The sequence below is a fragment of the Paraburkholderia bryophila genome (assembly GCF_013409255.1).
Taxonomy (GTDB): Bacteria; Pseudomonadota; Gammaproteobacteria; order Burkholderiales; family Burkholderiaceae; genus Paraburkholderia.
Window position 1 is genome coordinate 2139765 of the sequence record NZ_JACCAS010000002.1, and the last position, 20751, is coordinate 2160515.

Below are 20751 nucleotides of genomic sequence, written 5' to 3' on the forward strand. Positions count from 1 at the left end.
GCCGACGCGAGAGCACGACATGACCATTCGACAAAAACTGGACAGGATCGACATCAAGATCCTGGCGGAGCTGCAAAAGAACGGCAACATCACGAACGCGAATCTGGCGAATGCGGTGGGACTCTCGCCGAGTCCGTGCCTTCAGCGTGTCAAACGGCTCGAGGCGTCCGGCGTGATCTCGGGGTACGGCGCGCATATCAACCTGTCGAAATTGACGAGCACGGTGACCGTCTTCACGGAGGTGATGCTGAAAGACCATCGTCGTGAAGACTTCATCCGGTTCGAAGCGAACGTGCATGACATCGACGAGATCACCGAATGCCATCTGGTCAGCGGCGGCTACGACTATCTGCTGAAGTTTCTGGTGGGCAACATCGGCCACTATCAGGAGGTGGTCGAGAAGCTGCTGGATCTGAACCTTGGGATCGAAAAGTACTTCAGCTATATCGTCATTCGTTCGCCGTTCGTCAAGCATGCCGCGCCGCTCGAACGGTTGCTGACGGATGAGGCATGACGCCGGTCGCCGACGTTTTCCGTTTGAGCGGACGGCGCGTACGCGCCGTATTCGGCAGCGGCCTTTCATTCACGCTGCATGCGTTGCTGACCGGTGAACATCGCGCGCATCACGGCGAGATGCTGGGCGAAGCGACGCGTCTCGCCGAAGCGGGTCAACTGACACCGCGGCTCGATCCGCGCCGTTTCGATCTCGACACGGCGGAACAAGGCTACGACGCGATCACCGATCGCAGCGCACGCGGCAAGGTAGTGGTCGATATCGTGTGACGTTATACGCACACGCTATAAGCCAGGAGGGTTGTCGAGCGTCACCTCGACGCCCGGTGTTGGGTTGCCGGGGTCGAGGTCCGCGACGCCGCCAGTGTCCTAAAGATCGAGCACCACCGCGCCGGATTCCGCCGCATCCGGCCTGCCGACGCACAACAACGCGCAGCCCGCTTCGATATCCGCCGCGACCTCGCTCTGATAGGCGACACGGCCTTTTTGCAGACGTGTCGAACAGGTGCCGCATTCACCGATCCGGCAACTCGATTCGACCGGTATGCCGTTGGCTTCGGCCAACTCCAGCAATGTGCCGTCCTGTGCGGACCACTGCACCGTGCGTTGCGAGCGCGAGAAGATCACTTCAGCGGTGTGCGCCGGTACGGTCGAAGCAGTGGGCGCCGAGGCGGCGGAAATGGTCGGCGTGCGCTTCACGCTGGCCGGTCCGAAAGCCTCGAAACGGATGCGTTCATCCGGTACATTCAACGCCCGTAAGCCGTTGTAGAGGGCACTCATGAAAGCGGCGGGTCCGCACAGATAGAAGTCGTAGTCGTCGAACGGCAGCAGCCGTTTCACCATGTCGATTTCGACGCGGCCGGCGCGTGTGCCATCTAGCGCGGCCACCGACGAATCGCCCGCGCTGTTCAGAAGGTGCACCGCGACCTGCGGATGCGCCGACGCGATCTGCTGCAATACGTCCGCGAAAGGCCGGTCCTGCGAAGTACGAGCGCCGTGAACGAAGTACACCGGCCGGGTTGAGCGTGCCGCGATCAGGCTGTGCAGAATCGCCGTCATCGGCGTAATGCCGATGCCTGCCGACAGCAACACCACAGGCCGCGGACTCGCCGCGTCGAAGGTGAACGCGCCGCGCGGCGTGCGTACCTGAACCTGGGTACCCACGGTGGAGTGCTCATGCAACCACGTCGACGCGACGCCCTCGCGCTTCACCGAAATCCGGTAGCGCAAACCGTCGCTCGCGGCGGACAGCGTGTACGTGCGCACCAGTGGCTGAACGCTGCCCGCCAGAGGAATCCGGATCGGCAAATACTGGCCCGGTTCGAACGCGGGCAGACTGCGGCCGTCCGCTGCCTGCAGATAGAACGAGCGAATTCCCGGCGTTTCTTCTTGCACGTCGACCACGTTGAAGGTGTGCCATACGTTCGCAGGATTCTCGGCTTTTACCGCCGCAGGTTCGCTGCGCATCGACGCGAATTGCGACGCGTACTCGACCGGCGACCAGCGAAAGGGCAACACGCCCGGCGTGCGCCGCACTTCGCGCACACGAAAGCGCATCAGCCGTTCCGCACCGGCCACGTTGGCGAGTTCCGCGCCGTCCCAGATGATTTCCGTATCGACCGCGATATAGACGAGATCGCCGTTCGCGAAATCGACGAACAGCAAGCCTGCGCGCGGATCGTGCACCAGGTTGCCGAGCGTGTTGAAAAAACGGTTGCCGCTGAAGTCAGGCACCGTCAGCGTGCCGGCCGCGTCGATATGCACGAAGCCCGGCATGCCGCCGCGATGCGACACATCCACGCCGCGTGCCGAGCCGGCATTGTCCGCGCCGTTGGCGCTCGCAATGAAAAACGTGTCCGCGTTTTGCAGCAGGACGCGATCGGCGTCGCTCAGCGTCGTCGCGCGGCTTGGCGGCAGCAGTTGCTCGTTTGCATCGCGCGGCACGAAAGTCGGCGTGCGGCTCTGAATGTACTTCGGACAATTGCCGAAGCTTTGGCTGACGCTCAGCGTGATGGCCTGCTCATCGAGCGACGTAATCACGCCATTCACGCGATTGCGGCGGCGCGTTTCCGGTTGTACGCCGAGCCCACCGATCATCGCGCCGACTCGCCACGTGCCGGCCAGCGGATCGCCGGGCAGCGCGCTACCGGCAATGCGCAGCGTGCGCGCGTCCAGCGCCGACACGAAGCCCGGCGCGCCGACGCGCAATGTCGCCCACGGCTGACCCGAAGCGTCGATCCCGCCCAGCACCATGAACGGCCGCTCCGCGAAAAACAGTTGATGCTGCTCCGGCATTTCGGTGCGAATGCTGCGACGGCCAACCGAGTTCGCAAAGTCGGCCACACCGGCGCGCGCCTGCACCGCCAGTTCGCCCGCGTGAAACGGTGAACCCGGCGTTGAGAGATCGGCGAGGGGAATGTAGACATCGGACATGAGAGAGCCTCTGCGCGTCGCGGCGAAAAACGGGTGAGTGGACGGCTGGTTCAGCGCATCAAGCGTCGGCCAGCAAACCGGCCTTGCTCGCCGGCATCGCGACGAAACCCGGCAGCGCCTCGACACGTCGCAGCCAGGCGCGCAGATTCGGATACGGCTCCAGCGAGACCCCGCCTTCCGGCGCATGCGCGATATAAGCGTGCGCGGCGATATCGGCGATGGTCGGTTCGTCGCCGGCCGCGAAGCGCTTGTGGGCGAATTCCGCTTCGATCACGTTGAACAGATTCACCGCGATCGACTTGGCGGTCTCGTGATCGTAGGGCGCGCCGAATACCGTCACGAGCCGCGCGCGGCACGGGCCATAAGCGATCTGGCCAGAGGCGAGCGACAACCAGCGTTGCACGGCGGCCGCACCCAGCGGATCGGTGGGCAGCCACGACGCGTCGCCGTAGCGCTTCGCCAGATACACGAGGATCGCCGTCGAATCGAACAGCACGACGTCGCCGTCTTCGATCACCGGCACCTGGCCGAACGGGCTGATGGCGAGAAATTCGGGGCGGCGGTTGTCGCCGGCTTTCATGTCGATCGGCACGATCTCGAACGGCAGACCCAGCATCGTGAGGAATTGCCTGACGCGATGACCGTGACCCGACAGCAGCGTCGTGTGAAGGCGGATGGGGGCTGCGGGTTGCGTGGTAGGCATGATGTGGATCCGAAAAAGTTGAGATGGGCTGGCGTCGAAAAAATGCTGTATCGATGCTTAACCTGAAGAGTAGTCAGTGCCGATCGGTTCCGTAAGGGGGATAATTGGCGAAACATAATCCCCTGATAATGGACAATCGGTCATGGCTGACGTACGCGACGTGAATCTCAACCGGCTGGCGGTGTTCGTGGCCGTGGTGGAAGCCGGCTCGCTGACCGGCGCGGGCGAGCGGCTCGGCCTCGCGAAAACCATGGTCAGCAAACACATGCAGCGGCTGGAGGCGGAGGTGGGCGCCAGCCTGCTGGTGCGGACCACACGGCGGCTCAATGTGACCGAAGCGGGCCGGACCTTCTATGACGCCAGTTGTCTGGTGCTGCGTGCGGCCGAAGAGGGCTTATCGGCGATCGCGGGCGAGGTCGGACCGTTGCGCGGCACGCTGCGTGTGAATGCGCCGATCGACTACGGCTCGCTGTTCGTGGCGCCGGCGCTGGTGGAGATGCGGCGCGCGCATCCGGAGCTGGAGGTCGATCTGCAATGCGTCGATCAATACGTCGACCTGGTGGGCGAGGGGATCGACGTGGCGATCCGGTTAGGGCGGCTCGCCGATTCGAACTACCGCGCGGTGAAGATCGGTGAGTTCGTCAAGTGGATGGTGGCGAGTCCGGCGGTGGCCGGCGCCGACGGCGAGCACACGGAACTGGCGACGCTCGCCGGCATGCCGTATGTCGCGGTGGCCACGTTGCCGCGGCCTTTGTCGGTGGCGCTGGAGCATCGCGATGGACGCAAGGACAGCCTGCGTTACCCGAGCGCGTTTCTGACCAATACCGCCACGGCGTGCCGGGCGGCGACGCTCGCGGGCGGCGGCGTCGCGCTGCTCACCGATTTCTCGATCGCGCACGACGTCGCGGCGGGCCGCCTGGTGCGCTTGCTCGACGGCTGGACGACGGCGCCGGCCAGCATTCAGGCGATTTTTCCCGCGACGAAGTTTCCGTCGCGCAAGGTCAGGGTGCTGATCGACGCGGTCAGGGCGCAGTGGGAGGCGACGGCCGGGGCGCGCTCGGAGGTGGTTTAGACGAGCGTGATCGTGACGTCTACATTGCCGCGCGTGGCTTTGGAATACGGGCAGGTTTGATGCGCCTGGTCGACCACGGCCCGAGCCACGTCGTGCGCGAGGCCGGGCAGGCTCACGTTCAGGCGCGCCTGGATGAAATACGCGCCGTCGGTGGTGCCGAGGTCCACTTCGGCATCGACGTGGGTGTCGGCGGGCAGCGTCACCTTCAACGCGCGGGCGGCAAAACCCATCGCGCCGATAAAGCAGGCCGACCAGCCGGCCGCGAACAGTTGCTCCGGGTTCGTGCCCGCGCCCGAGGAGCCGGGGGATGAGAGTTGGATGTCGAGCCGGTTGTCCGAACTGCGTGCGACGCCGTCGCGTCCGCCGGTCGTGTGGGTCTTCGCGGTGTACAGCACGTTTTCGATGCGGGTCATGATGGTTTGCTCCTGTTGAGTTGGCGAGGCGGGCTCAGCGGCCTGTCCGCGCGCGGCGCGTCCACGGCCGCCGTATGACTTACTGGCCGAAATAAACGGGCTTCAAACCGTCGAACGCTTGCGCGTGCGAAGTGGACCGCGCACCGGATTCCGACGAACTGCTGTGCGTACCGCCCACGCCCGTGTTCGCGGGATTCTGTGCGGCGACGCGGGCCTCGGCGGCGAGGATGTCGGCGGGATAGGTCGTGTCCGCGCTGCGGGACGGGTTGTAGCCGGCCTGTTCCAGTTGCACCAGTTCCGCGCGAACCTGAGCACGGGTGACGGGTTGATTCGACTGGGCGAACGAAGCGAGCGGAGCGGCGAGCGCGACGGCGACGAGAGCGGCTTGAGCGACTTGAGCGAACGATTTCATGATGAATACCTCGAGAGTTGAATAGGGCCTGCCGGAAACTTGCAGTGCTTGCGGGGCCTGCTGTGCCCGGCGATGCATCTGTGTTCGGCATGGGTGTATTTGAACGTCTGGAGGTATCTGGCTTGTGTCCGGTCGAGGGGTGTTTTGAATCGGTGTGTGTCTGTGTTTTCGCTGGACACAGTGCGATACAAACTCATGAGGCGGTGAATCGGCAGAGCGCGAGGACATGGCGCGGACAGTGACTGCCCGCGCCATGTTTTTGAACCCGTTAAGTGCGCAGCGGCCTTAAGCCCGCACGGACTTCTTCCGCGAAAATTTGCGGCTGTTCCCACGCGGCGAAGTGGCCGCCTTTCTCGGGGCGGTTGTAATAGATCAGGTTGTGATACGCCCGCTCCGTCCAGCTTTTCGGCGCCTGATAGTTCTCGCCGGGAAAGGCGCTCACGGCGGCGGGAACGGAGACGTCGGCGGCGGCGTAAAAGTTGAAATGCGACTCCCAATAGAAGCGCGCCGCGGAAACGCCCGTATTCGTCAGCCAGTACAGCGTGATGTCGTCGAGCACGTCGTTTAGTGTCACGTCGCCGGAGGCGTGTCCGTTGATCGTGCGTCCGAACACGGCCGACGTGAGCGCCGCTGCGGGTTGCCCATTGCCGTCCGGGTGGTCGAGCAGCCAGCTGGCCAGGGCAATGGGCGAGTCGGCCAGGCCGTAGAGCGTTTGCGGACGCGTGCCCTGCTCCAATGCGTAGGCGCGTCGCTTGGACAAGGCGCTTAACTGGTCATAGGCAAGCCTTTCGTCGGCGGAAAGACTGGCGGGCGGCGGATCGTTGACCTGAAGCGCCTTGGCGATGTCCGGTGGAATCGTCGCGGGGAAGTTGACGTGAATGCCCAGTAATTCCGGCGGCGCCTGCTTTGCCATGACGTTCGCCACGATCCCGCCCAGATCGCCGCCTTGCGCGGCGAATTTCGCGTAGCCGAGGCGCTTCATCAATAGCACCCACGCGCGTGCGGTGCGCTCCGGACCCCAGCCGATCGTGGTGGGCTTGCCGGAAAAGCCGTAGCCCGGCAATGACGGAATGACCAGATGAAACGCGTCCGATGCGCTCGCGCCATGCGCGGTCGGATTGGTCAGCGGATCGATGATCTTGAGCTGTTCGATCACCGAGCCAGGCCAGCCGTGCGTGACGATCAGCGGCATCGCGTTTTCGTGTTTCGAACGGACGTGGATGAAGTGAATGTCGAGCCCGTCGATTTCGGTGACGAAATTCGGCAGCGCGTTCAGTTTCGCCTCGCATTTGCGCCAGTCGTAGTCGGTGGCCCAATGTTGCGCGAGCGTCTGAATCGTGGCGAGCGGCACGCCTTGCGAGTCGTCGTTGACGATCTCCCGGTCCGGCCAACGCGTCGCCTTGATGCGTCGCCGCAAGTCGCTGAGCTGCGATTCCGGTACGTGGATGCGAAGTGGACGAAGCGCGGTTTTGTCGCCGCCCGCCGGCGCTGCGATGTCGGTGATGGCCTGATTGCCGTCGGCAAAAGCGAGCTGACTCAGCGAGCCCGCGGCAACGGCCGCCGCCGCGACGCCGACAAAGCGACGGCGTGACGGCGATTCGGGAAGGGTGGTGTTAGGCATACGATTTCCGATTGGAGGAAAGGCAGGTTGTCGGAACGAGCCTCGTCGCTGAAGGCGCTGCTGTTGCAGAACGCTGGACGAGTGGAGACAACCTGCCACGCGGAGTGCGCTCCGCGTGGGCGTATTGGAACGCGCCGATGTATCCCGCTTGTTTCCGTGAAGCGCGGTTTCTGCAAGCGTGTGTATCGACCTACCCAGTAGATACGTTGCGATACAAAGGGGCAAGCTGGGCCTGGGCCTAGGCCAGCGTGCCTACGCGCGTTCGGCGTCGTCGGGCTCCGCGAACATGCTCATGCGGCGCAAGATCCACTCGAGTAATTCATGCGCGGCGGCCACCAGCGGACGGCCGGATTTGACAAGCAGGCGCGCTTTGGCGCCGCGAAACAGGGGATGGTCGATCGGCACAATCGTCAGCTCGCCGGCCGCGATCTCGCGATACGCGGCGAACTCGCCGACCAGGGTCACGAAATTATCGGACGCGACGATCCGCTTGAGCCCGGTCAGCGAATTCGTGGTGAGCGTGGCCCGTATTTCAATGTTCTCGGCGAACTCCAGCATCTTGGCCGCATGACCGATGCCGAAGGTGGCCGGCATCAAGGCCAGCGGATAAGCCAGCACCTCGTGAATACTGGCCGCGCCACCTCGTACCGCCAGCGGATGCGTGGGCCGCACCAGCAGCACCACGGGCTGCGCCGAAGTCGCCCGATACTCGACACGCGGATCGGGCGGCGGATTGTAGGCGAGGCCGATATGCGCGCGGCTCTCCGCCACTTCGTTCAGCAGGTCGTCGACGGGCAGCATCTGCACGCCGATCTCCAGCTTCGGGTAGCGCGCACAGAACGGCGTGAGCACTTCGTCGACCAGCATGTCGACATAGCCTTCGCTGATCGCCAACTGCACATTCCCCTGCTGCAGGCCCTTCAACGCATGAAGCCGATCTTCGAGCTTCTCCTGTTGCGACCGGTAGCCGCGCCAGAACTCGAGCAGATGCGCCGCCGCCTCGGTGGGCTTGACGCCGCGCGCCTGACGCTCGAACAGCGTCGTGCCAAGTTCCTCCTCCAGCAATCTGATCTGCCGCGTAATCACGGACGGCGACGTGTTGAGGCTGTCCGCCGCGCCGCGAATCGTGCCGTGCGTCAGCACTTCATGGAAATACCGCAGGCGTTGCTGATTGATTTCGCGCATGGTCGGGCGTTTCGCTTCTGTTGGGGCCGAGGCTAGTGTTGCTCTGTGGGCAACGATACGTGAACTTAGTTGCTGTTGCTAGTTGCATTCGGCGTCGCCAAACTGGTTGCACACGATAAGCCGGATACAACGTTGAAACGGAGACTGGAATGGCCGCAACTCAGACCGCAATCGCAGGCGACGAAGTGTCCGCCCTTTATGACCGGCTCAACTGGCGGCTGCTGCCGTTTCTGCTGGTCTGCTATCTGTTCGCTTATCTGGATCGCGTGAACGTCGGCTTCGCGAAGTTGCAGATGCAAAGCGACCTCGGTTTTTCCGACGCCGCCTACGGTGTCGGCGCCGGCATTTTCTTTCTCGGCTACGTGCTGTTCGAGTTGCCGAGCAACCTGATGCTGCCGAAGATCGGTGCGCGTAAAACGTTTTTCCGCATCCTCGTGCTATGGGGCATTACGTCGGCCTGCATGCTGTTCGTTCGCAACGTGCCGATGTTCTACGGCATGCGCTTTCTGCTCGGCATTTTCGAAGCCGGTTTCGCGCCGGGCATGATCTTCTATCTATCGCGCTGGTACGGTCCGACGCGTATGGCGCGGGCGATCGCGATTGTGTTTCTGGCCGGGCCGATCGGCGGGATTGTCGGCGGCCCTTTGTCGGCCTGGCTGATGACGCGCCTCGCCGGCACCGCCGGTCTGGCCGGCTGGCAGTGGATGTTCCTCGCCGAAGGCTTGCCCTGCATCGTGATGGGCGTGCTGACGCTGTTCGTGCTGTCGGACCGGCCCGCCGACGCCAGTTGGCTGAGCGACGACGAGAAGCGTCTGCTCGCGGCCGAACTGGGCCCGGTCCCGGAGGGCCGTCATTCGTTCAGGGACGTAGCGCGCAACCCGAAGATCTATCTGCTCGCTTGTGCCTATTTCTGCATCATCGCGTCGATCTATGCGATGAGCTTCTGGCTGCCCACCATCGTCAAATCGCAAGGTGTGGACGACACCATCCGGCTCGGCTGGTACGCGGCGATTCCTTATATCGGCGCTGCGTTCGGCATGGTCTATATCGGCCGTCGCTCGGATGCGCGCGGCGAACGGCGCTATCACAGTTCGGTGCCGGCGCTGCTCGCGGCGTTGTTGTTGTGTGCGGTGGTGCTCAGCGACGGCCATCTGTTCGTCACGCTCGCGCTGCTGACACTTGCCACGGCCTCGCTCTGGATGGCCTATACCGTGTTCTGGGCGGTCCCGTCCGAACACATCAAAGGCGATGCAGCCGCAGGCGGTATTGCGCTGATCAATACGATCGGCCTGTCCGGTGGATTCTGGGGGCCGGCCATTATCGGCTGGGCCAAGACGGCGACCGGCAATCTGCATCTCGGTCTGTTGATCGTGGCGGCGCTGGCTTTGTGCGGTGCAGGGTTGTTGTATGGGTTGTTGGCCGTTAAGCGGTCACTGTCGACGTGATTCCATGCGCAGGCGCGAACCGCGCCGATAAATCAAGCAACTCAACATACCGTGTTCCACCCGGAAACGGCGAAGTGGAGAACCTCAAATGCTTTTACATCTGTCGACCTGGGCCGAAGTCGGCCAATACCTGACACGCAGCCGCTCGATCGTCGTGCCGATCGGCTCGAACGAACAACACGGTCCCACCGGCCTGCTGGGCACCGACTGGTTGTGCCCGCAAATCATCGCGTACGAAGCCGAGAAACGCGCCGACCTGCTGATCGCGCCGACCTTCAACATCGGCATGGCGCAGCATCACCTCGCGTTCGCGGGCACCATTTCGCTGCGACCGTCGACCTTCATCGCCGCCATTGGCGACTGGACCCGATCGCTCGCGCTGCACGGCTTCGAGAAAATCCTTTTCCTGAACGGTCATGGCGGCAACATCGCGTCGATCGAAGCCGCATTCTCCGAGCTATATGCCGAGGCCAGTTTCGCGCGGCGACGCGCGGGCTTCGCGCTGAAGCTGTGCAACTGGTGGGACCTCGAAGGCGTCGGCGAACTGGCGCGCGAGCAGTTCCCGACCGGCCACGGCGCGCACGCCACGCCGTCCGAGATCGCGATTACGCAATGGGCGCTGCCCGAGTCGATCAAGCACGCGGCCTACAGTCCGCAGATCGCACCGTCGGGACCGATTCGCGAAGCACTCGATTTTCGCGCGCGCTTTGCCGATGGGCGGATGGGCTCCGATCCGGCTCAGGCGTCTCAGGAGCGGGGCGGCGCGCTGGTCGAACTGGCCGCGCAGAGCCTGATCCGCGAGATGGAGGCGTTCAGTCGCGAGAGCGTGCCGGACTGAAAAACCGCGCGGCGTTGCCGTGGGTTTGTATCGCACTGTATCGGCAGCGTCGTACGGTACATAAGGATTCACCAGGGCTCTTTCCCGACATAAGCGGGATACGTCCGCGGCGTCTAATGCTTTCAAGGGTTCAAGGCCAGTTCGTTTTTTCACCAACGAATGGGCTTTTCAAAGCGCAACTACATTAGGGGAGTTAGCCATGTCGGATCAGATCAATATGCGGCGCCGTCGTTTGCTCGGCACGACGGTTGCCGGGCTCAGCTTGCTGGAACTGGGCCTGAGCGGAATCGCCAACGCGCAGTCCAACGGTGCGTCGGCGGGGTCCCGCCTCGTGTCGTTCGACAACCTGAAGCAGGTCAATATCGGCACGCTTAGCATGGGTTACGCGGAAGCCGGTCCGCATCATGGTCCGGTGGTGATTCTTCTGCACGGCTGGCCTTACGACATCTACAGTTTCGCTGAAGTCACGCCGTTGCTCGCGGCGGCCGGCTATCGCGTCATCGTGCCGTATCTGCGCGGCTACGGCACCACGCGGTTTCTGTCTGCGGATACGCCGCGCAACGGGCAGCAGGCGGTGGTCGCTGTGGACATCATCGCGCTGATGGATGCGTTGAAGATCGACAAGGCGATTTTCGGCGGCTTCGACTGGGGCGCGCGGACGGTGAACATCATTGCGGCGCTGTGGCCGGAGCGATGCAAGGCGATGGTGTCGGTGAGCGGCTATCTGATCGGCAGCCAGGAAGCGAATCGCACGCCGTTGCCGCCGAAAGCGGAACTCGCGTGGTGGTATCAGTTCTATTTCGCCACGGAACGCGGCTATGCGGGTTACGAAGCGAACCGCCACGACTTCAACAAACTGATCTGGCACACGGCCTCGCCCAAATGGAATTTCGACGACGCGACGTTCGATCGTTCGGCCGAGTCGTTCAACAATCCGGACCATGTCGCGGTGGTGATTCACAACTATCGCTGGCGTTTGGGGCTGGTCAAGGGCGAGCCGCAATACGACGAGCTGGAAAAGCGTCTGGCCACGGCGCCGACTATTTCCGTGCCGACCATCACCATGGAAGGCGACGCCAACGGGGCGCCGCATCCCGATCCAGCCGCGTACGCGAAGAAGTTCACCGGCAAGTACGCGCATCGCAACATTGGCGGCGGTATCGGCCATAACCTGCCGCAGGAAGCGCCGAAAGCGTTCGCCGATGCGGTGATCGACGTTGCCCATCTTTAAGCGGACGCGAATACGGTGAGCGACTCGGACGAGTCGCTCATAAAAAACGGGCCGCAGCGATAGTTTTATCGCTGCGGCCCGTTCGACCATTTGCGCGTTAGTCTTTCTGCGCAAGCAGTGCCTGAATGGCTGCCTCGGTCTTGGCGTAGTCGCCTTCGCCGAAGTGCGTGTAGACCACCTGGCCTTTCTTGTCGATCAGATAGAACGCGGGCCAGTACTGGTTGTTGTAAGCGCTCCACGTTGCATACTGGTTGTCCTGCGCGACCGGATAGGTAATGCCGAAACGCTTGATGGCGGTCTTGACGTTATCCGTATCGCGCTCGAACGGGTACTCGGGGGTGTGGACCCCGATTACCGTGAGTCCCTGATCCTTGTACTTCTGATTCCAGCTTTTCACGTACGGCAGCGTGTTGATGCAGTTGATGCAGGTGTAGGTCCAGAAATCGACCAGTACGACCTTGCCGCGCAGTTTCTGGATGGTGAGCGGATCGCTGTTCAGCCATGTGCTGATGCCGGTGAACTCCGGCGCGCGAGGGCCGGTCTTGAGCGGCTCCGCGATGGCCGCAGTGCCGGTGACCGCGGTGGCAGCGAATGCGGCGGTCATGGCCAGCGTTTTCAGTCGATTGAGATTCAGCATGTCGTAGTCCTTTCAGGGCGAGTAGTAAGCAGTCAATGCAGGCGCCATCCGGCAGACCTGCTTGCGGATCGAACGGCGTAGCGGAGAAGAACTCATGACCGTCGTGCCGTTGATCGCATGGCCTTATTGGAACGTTCGCGGGTATCTGGCTTGTGTCGGCGGGTGTGTCCCGGTGCAATGTTTTGTGTCTGGCGACAGGGCAGATACATTGCGACACAAATCACCCGGCAAGCCGCGCTATAAAGCAGTCATTGCCTGATCACGGAGAGCTGTATGAGCGCCAATGTACTGAAAGGGTCCTGCCATTGCGGGGCCGTCAAATTCGAAATTCGTGCCCCGATCGAACCCGCCGGGCGCTGCAATTGCAGCCTGTGCCGCCGCAAGGGCGCGCTGATGACGCCGCTGTTCCCCGCGAATGAATTGACGATCCTGCAGGGCGAAGAGGACCTCACGCTGTACCAGTTCAACACGCGGGTGGCGAAGCACTATTTCTGCCGCCATTGCGGTATCTACCCGTTTCATCAGACGCGTAAAGACCCGCTGCTGTGGCGCGCCAATATCGGTTGCCTTGAAGGGATCGACCCGTATACGCTGGAAGCCGGTGTTGCCAACGGTGCCAGCCTGTCCGTGGTGGAGGACGCATGAGGCGGCTACTGTCGATCATTGCCTTCGTGGCAGGCGGGCTGGCCGCAGAATGGGCGCACCCGGCGCAGTGTTCGTTGCTCAATTCGAGCCGGGTGCAGGTGAAACGTCAAAAGAGATGATGCGTTGATGGACACGACCGACCATGTACTGATCGTCGACGACGATCGCGGCATTCGCGAACTGATTGCCGGCTACCTCGAGAAGAATGGCATGCGCGTCTCGCTCGCGGCCAACGGACGGCAGATGCATGCCGCGCTGGAACACGGCGCGCCGGATCTGATCGTGCTCGATCTGATGATGCCGGGTGAAGACGGCCTGGTGCTGTGCCGCGAACTGCGGGCCAGCAAGTTCCGGTCGGTGCCTGTGCTGATGCTGACCGCTCGTAATGAAGAAGCCGATCGTATTCTCGGTCTGGAAATGGGCGCGGACGACTACCTGCCCAAGCCGTTTGCCGTGCGCGAACTGCTTGCGCGGATTCGCGCGGTGCTGCGCCGCGCGCGCATGCTACCGCCCGGCATGCAGGTCTCGGAGTCCTCGCAGATGCTGGGATTCGGCGACTGGCGGCTCGATACGACCGCGCGCCATCTGCTCGACGCGGAGGGCACCATGGTCGCGTTGAGCGGCGCGGAGTACCGGTTGCTGCGTGTGTTTCTCGATCATCCGCAGCGCGTGTTGACGCGCGATCAGTTGCTCAATCTGACCCAGGGCCGGCAAGCCGATCAGTTCGACCGTTCGATCGATCTGATGGTGAGCCGCTTGCGTCAGCGCCTGCGCGACGTGGCTCGCGAGCCGCGTTACATCAAGACGCTGCGCAGCGAGGGCTATGTGTTTTCCGCGGCGGTCAACGTGATCGAGGACGAGCAATGAACGCGAGTGCCTGGCTGCATTGGCCGCGCTCGTTGTTCGCGCGGCTGACGGTGATTCTGTTCGTTGGCCTTGCGTCGGCGCAGGCGTTGTCGTTCTGGCTCACCATGACCGAACGCGACCAGACCATGACGAACATCATGACCGGTTACATCGAACGAGAGGTGACGAGTTCGGTCGCGTTGCTCGATCATTTGCCGGCCAATGAGCGCGCGCAATGGTTGCCGCGTCTCGCGCGGCGCAGCTACGAATTTATTCTTGGGCCTGGCGTGAGCGGCGGCCCGGTCGATGCGCATTTGTCGGCGCGAATTGCCGCCTCCATTTCCGATGGGATCGGGACCAACTATCCGCTGACGGTCAATGCGGTGCCCGGCGACGACGAGCGCTTGCAGGTTCATCTGAAGCTCTCCGACGGCGCGCCGTTGACGATCGATCTGCGGCCCATGTCGAGCGCGCCGCTGTCCGGTTGGCTGTTATCCGGCTTGCTGCTGCAATTGATCGTGCTGATTGCGTGCTGCTGGCTGGCGGTGCGATTGGCGACACGTCCGCTGCATGAATTGGCTGTCGCCGCCGATACGCTCGGTCCCGATCTGAAGGCGGCGCGGTTGTCGGAGAAGGGACCGTCCGAAGTGGCGCGCGCCGCGCGAGCATTCAACGCCATGCAGGACCGTATCGCGATGTACATGACCGAACGCATGCAGATTCTCGCGGCGATCTCGCACGATCTGCAAACGCCGATCACCCGTATGCGGCTGCGTGTCGATGTGATGGAAGGCGAACCTGAAGGCGCGAAACTGCGGCAGGATCTGCAGGAAATGGAAGCGTTGGTGAAAGAGGGCGTGACGTACGCGCGGACTTTGCACGGCGCGACGGAGGTGCGCTGCCGTATCGATCCCGACGCGCTATTCGACAGTCTGGTGTGCGACTACGTCGACGCCGGGCAGTCGGTGTCGTTGCAGGGATCGTTCGGCGCGCCGATCATGACGCGGCCCCAGGCGTTGCGTCGCATTGTCGGTAATCTCGTGGACAACGCATTGAAGTTCAGCGGTGCCGCCGAGATCCAGGTCGCCGCGTTGCACGATGGGCAGACCACGATCACCGTGTCGGACCGCGGTCCCGGTATCCCCGCCCAGTCGCTGGAGGCCGTATTCGAACCGTTCTTCCGGCTCGAAGCATCGCGTAATCGCAATACGGGGGGAACCGGTCTTGGTCTCGCCATCGCAAGACAACTTGCTCTCGCAATGGACGCGACGCTCTCTCTCCACAATCGCGAGGGTGGCGGACTGGAAGCGAGACTCACGTTGAAGAACTTGAGCGAGACGGCGAAAAGGTCGTGAGAAAAATATTTCGCAAATAGGGTTGACCAATGAAATCTCAGTCTGCATAATTCGCCTCCCGTTAGATGACGGACGCGAAGAAAGCAGAGCTTCTGAGCGAAATGATCTTTAAAAATTAACAGCCGATAAGTGTGGGCGCTTGATGCGAGACGCGAGGTGGATCTTTCGGGATCTTCCGCAAAGCGAAAGTATCAAGTCTCACACAGTAATGAAAGGAAGGTTTGAGCATCGCAAGATGGTCGAACAATTCGTCAGTACGTTGAGTGAGCGACCGGTTCTTAACGGAACCGAAAAACAGTAACAGGTTTGAACTGAAGAGTTTGATCCTGGCTCAGATTGAACGCTGGCGGCATGCCTTACACATGCAAGTCGAACGGCAGCACGGGAGTAATCCTGGTGGCGAGTGGCGAACGGGTGAGTAATACATCGGAACGTGTCCTGTAGTGGGGGATAGCCCGGCGAAAGCCGGATTAATACCGCATACGCTCTACGGAGGAAAGGGGGGGATCTTAGGACCTCTCGCTACAGGGGCGGCCGATGGCAGATTAGCTAGTTGGTGGGGTAAAGGCCTACCAAGGCGACGATCTGTAGCTGGTCTGAGAGGACGACCAGCCACACTGGGACTGAGACACGGCCCAGACTCCTACGGGAGGCAGCAGTGGGGAATTTTGGACAATGGGGGAAACCCTGATCCAGCAATGCCGCGTGTGTGAAGAAGGCCTTCGGGTTGTAAAGCACTTTTGTCCGGAAAGAAAACTTCTGCCCTAATACGGCGGGAGGATGACGGTACCGGAAGAATAAGCACCGGCTAACTACGTGCCAGCAGCCGCGGTAATACGTAGGGTGCAAGCGTTAATCGGAATTACTGGGCGTAAAGCGTGCGCAGGCGGTCCGCTAAGACAGATGTGAAATCCCCGGGCTTAACCTGGGAACTGCATTTGTGACTGGCGGGCTAGAGTATGGCAGAGGGGGGTAGAATTCCACGTGTAGCAGTGAAATGCGTAGAGATGTGGAGGAATACCGATGGCGAAGGCAGCCCCCTGGGCCAATACTGACGCTCATGCACGAAAGCGTGGGGAGCAAACAGGATTAGATACCCTGGTAGTCCACGCCCTAAACGATGTCAACTAGTTGTTGGGTCTTCATTGACTTAGTAACGTAGCTAACGCGTGAAGTTGACCGCCTGGGGAGTACGGTCGCAAGATTAAAACTCAAAGGAATTGACGGGGACCCGCACAAGCGGTGGATGATGTGGATTAATTCGATGCAACGCGAAAAACCTTACCTACCCTTGACATGTATGGAAGTCTGCCGAGAGGTGGATGTGCCCGAAAGGGAGCCATAACACAGGTGCTGCATGGCTGTCGTCAGCTCGTGTCGTGAGATGTTGGGTTAAGTCCCGCAACGAGCGCAACCCTTGTCCCTAGTTGCTACGCAAGAGCACTCCAGGGAGACTGCCGGTGACAAACCGGAGGAAGGTGGGGATGACGTCAAGTCCTCATGGCCCTTATGGGTAGGGCTTCACACGTCATACAATGGTCGGAACAGAGGGTTGCCAAGCCGCGAGGTGGAGCCAATCCCAGAAAACCGATCGTAGTCCGGATCGCACTCTGCAACTCGAGTGCGTGAAGCTGGAATCGCTAGTAATCGCGGATCAGCATGCCGCGGTGAATACGTTCCCGGGTCTTGTACACACCGCCCGTCACACCATGGGAGTGGGTTTCACCAGAAGTAGGTAGCCTAACCGCAAGGAGGGCGCTTACCACGGTGGGATTCATGACTGGGGTGAAGTCGTAACAAGGTAGCCGTATCGGAAGGTGCGGCTGGATCACCTCCTTTCTCGAGCTAGACGTGTCAAACGTTGAGCGCTCACGCTTATCGGCTGTGATTCTGAATGGACAATCTTCAGTGCATAGTGTTCTGCGAGCAGGCAATGCGCAGAGTACTTTGCATTGGCGATTGAGCCAGTCAGAGTGATACGTGGTTATAGCAATCATGATATCGGCTGTCGTTCTTTAACAATCAGGAAGAAGTAGTAAAGAGATTCACGAAAGGCTATCTAGAGATGGGTAGACGAGTAGGTGAATCAGGGTTGTGATTGTATCAATGTATGAAAAGGTAATCGAAAGATTGCCTTGGAATACGGCGCAACACGAATACTCAACCTGTAACGATGTGGCCAATGCTGCGTTCCGAGTGAACGCGGTGTGAGACACACCCGTTATAGGGTCAAGCGAACAAGTGCATGTGGTGGATGCCTTGGCGATCACAGGCGATGAAGGACGCGGTAGCCTGCGAAAAGCTACGGGGAGCTGGCAAACGAGCTTTGATCCGTAGATGTCCGAATGGGGAAACCCACTCCGAATGGAGTATCCATGACTGAATACATAGGTCATGCGAAGCGAACGCGGTGAACTGAAACATCTAAGTAACCGCAGGAAAAGAAATCAACCGAGATTCCCAGAGTAGTGGCGAGCGAAATGGGACCAGCCTGTACTCTTTATCTTCATTGTTAGTCGAAGGCTCTGGAAAGTGCCGCCATAGCAGGTGATAGCCCTGTAGACGAAAACAGCGAGGAAGAACTAGGTGTACGACAAGTAGGGCGGGACACGTGAAATCCTGTCTGAAGATGGGGGGACCATCCTCCAAGGCTAAATACTCGTGATCGACCGATAGTGAACCAGTACCGTGAGGGAAAGGCGAAAAGAACCCCGGGAGGGGAGTGAAATAGATCCTGAAACCGCATGCATACAAACAGTAGGAGCCTCCTTGAGGGGTGACTGCGTACCTTTTGTATAATGGGTCAGCGACTTACATTCAGTGGCAAGCTTAACCGATTAGGGCAGGCGTAGCGAAAGCGAGTCCGAACAGGGCGATTCAGTCGCTGGGTGTAGACCCGAAACCAGGTGATCTATCCATGGCCAGGATGAAGGTGCGGTAACACGTACTGGAGGTCCGAACCCACTAACGTTGAAAAGTTAGGGGATGAGCTGTGGATAGGGGTGAAAGGCTAAACAAACCTGGAAATAGCTGGTTCTCTCCGAAAACTATTTAGGTAGTGCCTCGTGTATCACCTTCGGGGGTAGAGCACTGTCATGGTTGTGGGGTCCATTGCGGATTACTACGCCATAGCAAACTCCGAATACCGAAGAGTGCAATCACGGGAGACAGACATCGGGTGCTAACGTCCGGTGTCAAGAGGGAAACAACCCAGACCGCCAGCTAAGGTCCCCAAATATTGCTAAGTGGGAAACGAAGTGGGAAGGCTAAAACAGTCAGGAGGTTGGCTTAGAAGCAGCCATCCTTTAAAGAAAGCGTAATAGCTCACTGATCGAGTCGTCCTGCGCGGAAGATGTAACGGGGCTAAGCAATATACCGAAGCTGCGGATGCACATTTATGTGCATGGTAGGAGAGCGTTCCGTAAGCCTGCGAAGGTGCATTGAAAAGTGCGCTGGAGGTATCGGAAGTGCGAATGCTGACATGAGTAGCGATAAAGGGGGTGAAAAGCCCCCTCGCCGTAAGCCCAAGGTTTCCTACGCAACGTTCATCGGCGTAGGGTGAGTCGGCCCCTAAGGCGAGGCAGAAATGCGTAGCTGATGGGAAGCAGGTTAATATTCCTGCACCATTGTTAAATGCGATGGGGGGACGGATCGCGGAAGGTTGTCCGGGTGTTGGAAGTCCCGGTCCTTGCATTGGAGAAGGCGCTTAGGCAAATCCGGGCGCGGAATTCAAGGGTGCGAGGCCATTCACCTAGGTGAAGAAGCAATCGGAAGTGGTTCCAAGAAAAGCCTCTAAGCTTCAGTTTAACAAGACCGTACCGCAAACCGACACAGGTGGGCGAGATGAGTATTCTAAGGCGCTTGAGAGAACTCGGGAGAAGGAACTCGGCAAATTGGTACCGTAACTTCGGGATAAGGTACGCCCCTGTAGCTTGACTGGCTCGCGCCAGAAGGGTGAAGGGGTTGCAATAAACTGGTGGCTGCGACTGTTTAATAAAAACACAGCACTCTGCAAACACGAAAGTGGACGTATAGGGTGTGACGCCTGCCCGGTGCCGGAAGATTAAATGATGGGGTGCAAGCTCTTGATTGAAGTCCCGGTAAACGGCGGCCGTAACTATAACGGTCCTAAGGTAGCGAAATTCCTTGTCGGGTAAGTTCCGACCTGCACGAATGGCGTAACGATGGCCACACTGTCTCCTCCCGAGACTCAGCGAAGTTGAAGTGTTTGTGATGATGCAATCTCCCCGCGGCTAGACGGAAAGACCCCATGAACCTTTACTGTAGCTTTGCATTGGACTTTGAACCGGTCTGTGTAGGATAGGTGGGAGGCTATGAAGCGTGGACGCCAGTCTGCGTGGAGCCATCCTTGAAATACCACCCTGGTTTGTTTGAGGTTCTAACCTTGGTCCGTAATCCGGATCGGGGACAGTGCATGGTAGGCAGTTTGACTGGGGCGGTCTCCTCCCAAAGTGTAACGGAGGAGTACGAAGGTACGCTAGGTACGGTCGGAAATCGTGCTGATAGTGCAATGGCATAAGCGTGCTTAACTGCGAGACCGACAAGTCGAGCAGGTGCGAAAGCAGGTCATAGTGATCCGGTGGTTCTGTATGGAAGGGCCATCGCTCAACGGATAAAAGGTACTCTGGGGATAACAGGCTGATACCGCCCAAGAGTTCATATCGACGGCGGTGTTTGGCACCTCGATGTCGGCTCATCTCATCCTGGGGCTGTAGCCGGTCCCAAGGGTATGGCTGTTCGCCATTTAAAGAGGTACGTGAGCTGGGTTTAAAACGTCGTGAGACAGTTTGGTCCCTATCTGCCGTGGGCGCTGGATATTTGAAGGGGGCTGCTCCTAGTACGAGAGGACCGGAGTGGACGAACCTCTGGTGTACCGGTTGTCACGCCAGTGGCATCGCCGGGTAGCTATGTTCGGAAGAGATAACCGCTGAAAGCATCTAAGCGGGAAACTCGCCTTAAGATGAGATATCCCCGGGGCTTCGAGCCCCTTGAAGGGTCGTTCAAGACCAGGACGTTGATAGGTCAGGTGTGGAAGCGCAGTAATGCGTTAAGCTAACTGATACTAATTGCCCGTAAGGCTTGATCCTATAACAGGTGTGTCTCTCACGACACACGGTTGAGATCAGTGTTGTGCAATACAGGCACAGCCCAAAGTAATACCGAGAGGCATCCTCTCAACTACTTCTTCCAGATTGGCTGTATTGCCCAAAGGGCAGTGCGGCAACAAGTCATGCCTGATGACCATAGCGAGTCGGTACCACCCCTTCCCATCCCGAACAGGACCGTGAAACGACTCCACGCCGATGATAGTGCGGATTGCCCGTGTGAAAGTAGGTAATCGTCAGGCTCCCAAGCAGCAACGCAGAAACCCCACCCAATCA

The 20751-nt window shown here is 60.3% G+C and carries 16 protein-coding genes and 3 rRNA genes; 12 read left to right on the plus strand and 7 right to left on the minus strand.

The window, feature by feature from the left end; genetic code table 11:
* Window positions 1-19 precede the first annotated feature (19 nt).
* Both GGD40_RS30560 and GGD40_RS30565 read left to right on the plus strand, forming a co-directional pair.
* Window positions 20-514 carry an Lrp/AsnC family transcriptional regulator gene (locus tag GGD40_RS30560; protein ID WP_179710584.1) on the plus strand — a complete coding sequence of 165 codons (495 nt, stop codon included), beginning with the start codon at window positions 20-22 and terminating at the stop codon, window positions 512-514.
* The gene (locus GGD40_RS30565) at window positions 511-783 is read left to right on the plus strand and encodes a zinc-binding dehydrogenase (RefSeq protein ID WP_306456605.1); all 273 of its coding nucleotides are present in this window, start codon (window positions 511-513) and stop codon (window positions 781-783) included. Before GGD40_RS30560 ends, GGD40_RS30565 begins: the two co-directional genes overlap by 4 nt.
* A 99-nt stretch (window positions 784-882) precedes the next feature.
* On the opposite strand, the gene GGD40_RS30570 is transcribed toward GGD40_RS30565, so the two are convergent.
* Entirely contained in the window at window positions 883-2946 is a 2064-nt protein-coding gene (locus tag GGD40_RS30570; protein WP_179746149.1) for a 2Fe-2S iron-sulfur cluster-binding protein, read from the minus strand.
* Window positions 2947-3004: 58 nt separating this feature from the next.
* On the minus strand, window positions 3005-3649 hold the full coding sequence (locus tag GGD40_RS30575; protein ID WP_179746150.1) for a glutathione S-transferase family protein: 645 nt from the start codon (window positions 3647-3649) through the stop codon (window positions 3005-3007).
* 142 nt (window positions 3650-3791) lie between these two features.
* Here GGD40_RS30575 and GGD40_RS30580 point away from each other — a divergent pair, with 142 nt between their 5' ends.
* A complete protein-coding gene (locus GGD40_RS30580) occupies window positions 3792-4721 on the plus strand; it encodes a LysR family transcriptional regulator (protein ID WP_179746151.1) in 930 nt (309 codons plus the stop codon).
* Here the strand turns inward: GGD40_RS30580 and GGD40_RS30585 are convergent.
* From GGD40_RS30585 to GGD40_RS30600, 4 genes are all read right to left on the minus strand, one after another.
* Window positions 4718-5134: an organic hydroperoxide resistance protein gene (locus GGD40_RS30585; protein WP_179746152.1), complete on the minus strand. Its 417-nt coding sequence runs from the start codon at window positions 5132-5134 to the stop codon at window positions 4718-4720. The two genes, GGD40_RS30580 and GGD40_RS30585, sit on opposite strands and share 4 nt — an antisense overlap.
* Window positions 5135-5213: 79 nt before the next feature.
* Window positions 5214-5546, minus strand: a complete 333-nt coding sequence (locus GGD40_RS30590) for a DUF4148 domain-containing protein (RefSeq protein ID WP_179710575.1) — start codon at window positions 5544-5546, stop codon at window positions 5214-5216.
* A 268-nt stretch (window positions 5547-5814) separates the two neighbouring features.
* A complete protein-coding gene (locus tag GGD40_RS30595; RefSeq protein ID WP_179746153.1) occupies window positions 5815-7167 on the minus strand; it encodes an epoxide hydrolase family protein in 1353 nt (450 codons plus the stop codon).
* A 252-nt stretch (window positions 7168-7419) separates the two neighbouring features.
* The gene (locus GGD40_RS30600; protein ID WP_179746154.1) at window positions 7420-8352 is read right to left on the minus strand and encodes a LysR family transcriptional regulator; all 933 of its coding nucleotides are present in this window, start codon (window positions 8350-8352) and stop codon (window positions 7420-7422) included.
* A gap of 149 nt (window positions 8353-8501) precedes the next feature.
* Here GGD40_RS30600 and GGD40_RS30605 point away from each other — a divergent pair, with 149 nt between their 5' ends.
* From GGD40_RS30605 to GGD40_RS30615, 3 genes are all read left to right on the plus strand, one after another.
* Window positions 8502-9797, plus strand: coding sequence for an MFS transporter (locus GGD40_RS30605; RefSeq protein ID WP_179746155.1), 1296 nt, complete (start codon window positions 8502-8504; stop codon window positions 9795-9797).
* Between the two features lie 88 nt (window positions 9798-9885).
* Complete coding sequence (locus tag GGD40_RS30610) at window positions 9886-10635, plus strand: creatininase family protein (RefSeq protein ID WP_179746156.1); 750 nt, start codon at window positions 9886-9888, stop codon at window positions 10633-10635.
* A 199-nt stretch (window positions 10636-10834) separates the two neighbouring features.
* Window positions 10835-11866 (plus strand): alpha/beta fold hydrolase, encoded by a 1032-nt coding sequence (locus GGD40_RS30615; protein WP_179746157.1) that lies wholly within the window; start codon window positions 10835-10837, stop codon window positions 11864-11866.
* Window positions 11867-11963: 97 nt separating this feature from the next.
* Here the strand turns inward: GGD40_RS30615 and GGD40_RS30620 are convergent, their stop codons facing one another.
* Window positions 11964-12503, minus strand: a complete 540-nt coding sequence (locus GGD40_RS30620) for a thioredoxin family protein (protein ID WP_179710563.1) — start codon at window positions 12501-12503, stop codon at window positions 11964-11966.
* A 273-nt stretch (window positions 12504-12776) separates the two neighbouring features.
* On the opposite strand from GGD40_RS30620, the gene GGD40_RS30625 reads away from it, so the two are divergent.
* The 6 genes from GGD40_RS30625 (at window position 12777) to rrf (ending at window position 20717) form a co-directional block, all read left to right on the plus strand.
* The gene (locus GGD40_RS30625) at window positions 12777-13148 is read left to right on the plus strand and encodes a GFA family protein (RefSeq protein WP_179710561.1); all 372 of its coding nucleotides are present in this window, start codon (window positions 12777-12779) and stop codon (window positions 13146-13148) included.
* A gap of 126 nt (window positions 13149-13274) precedes the next feature.
* Window positions 13275-14015, plus strand: coding sequence for a response regulator (locus GGD40_RS30630; protein WP_035561617.1), 741 nt, complete (start codon window positions 13275-13277; stop codon window positions 14013-14015).
* The gene (locus GGD40_RS30635) at window positions 14012-15349 is read left to right on the plus strand and encodes an ATP-binding protein (protein WP_179746158.1); all 1338 of its coding nucleotides are present in this window, start codon (window positions 14012-14014) and stop codon (window positions 15347-15349) included. Before GGD40_RS30630 ends, GGD40_RS30635 begins: the two co-directional genes overlap by 4 nt.
* Window positions 15350-15657: 308 nt before the next feature.
* Window positions 15658-17188: ribosomal RNA gene (locus GGD40_RS30640) — 16S ribosomal RNA — on the plus strand.
* A 388-nt stretch (window positions 17189-17576) separates the two neighbouring features.
* Window positions 17577-20457 (plus strand): 23S ribosomal RNA (locus GGD40_RS30645).
* A gap of 146 nt (window positions 20458-20603) precedes the next feature.
* Window positions 20604-20717: ribosomal RNA gene (gene rrf, locus GGD40_RS30650) — 5S ribosomal RNA — on the plus strand.
* The 16S, 23S and 5S rRNA genes sit together here, the layout of an rRNA operon.
* The last annotated feature ends 34 nt before the right edge of the window (window positions 20718-20751 follow it).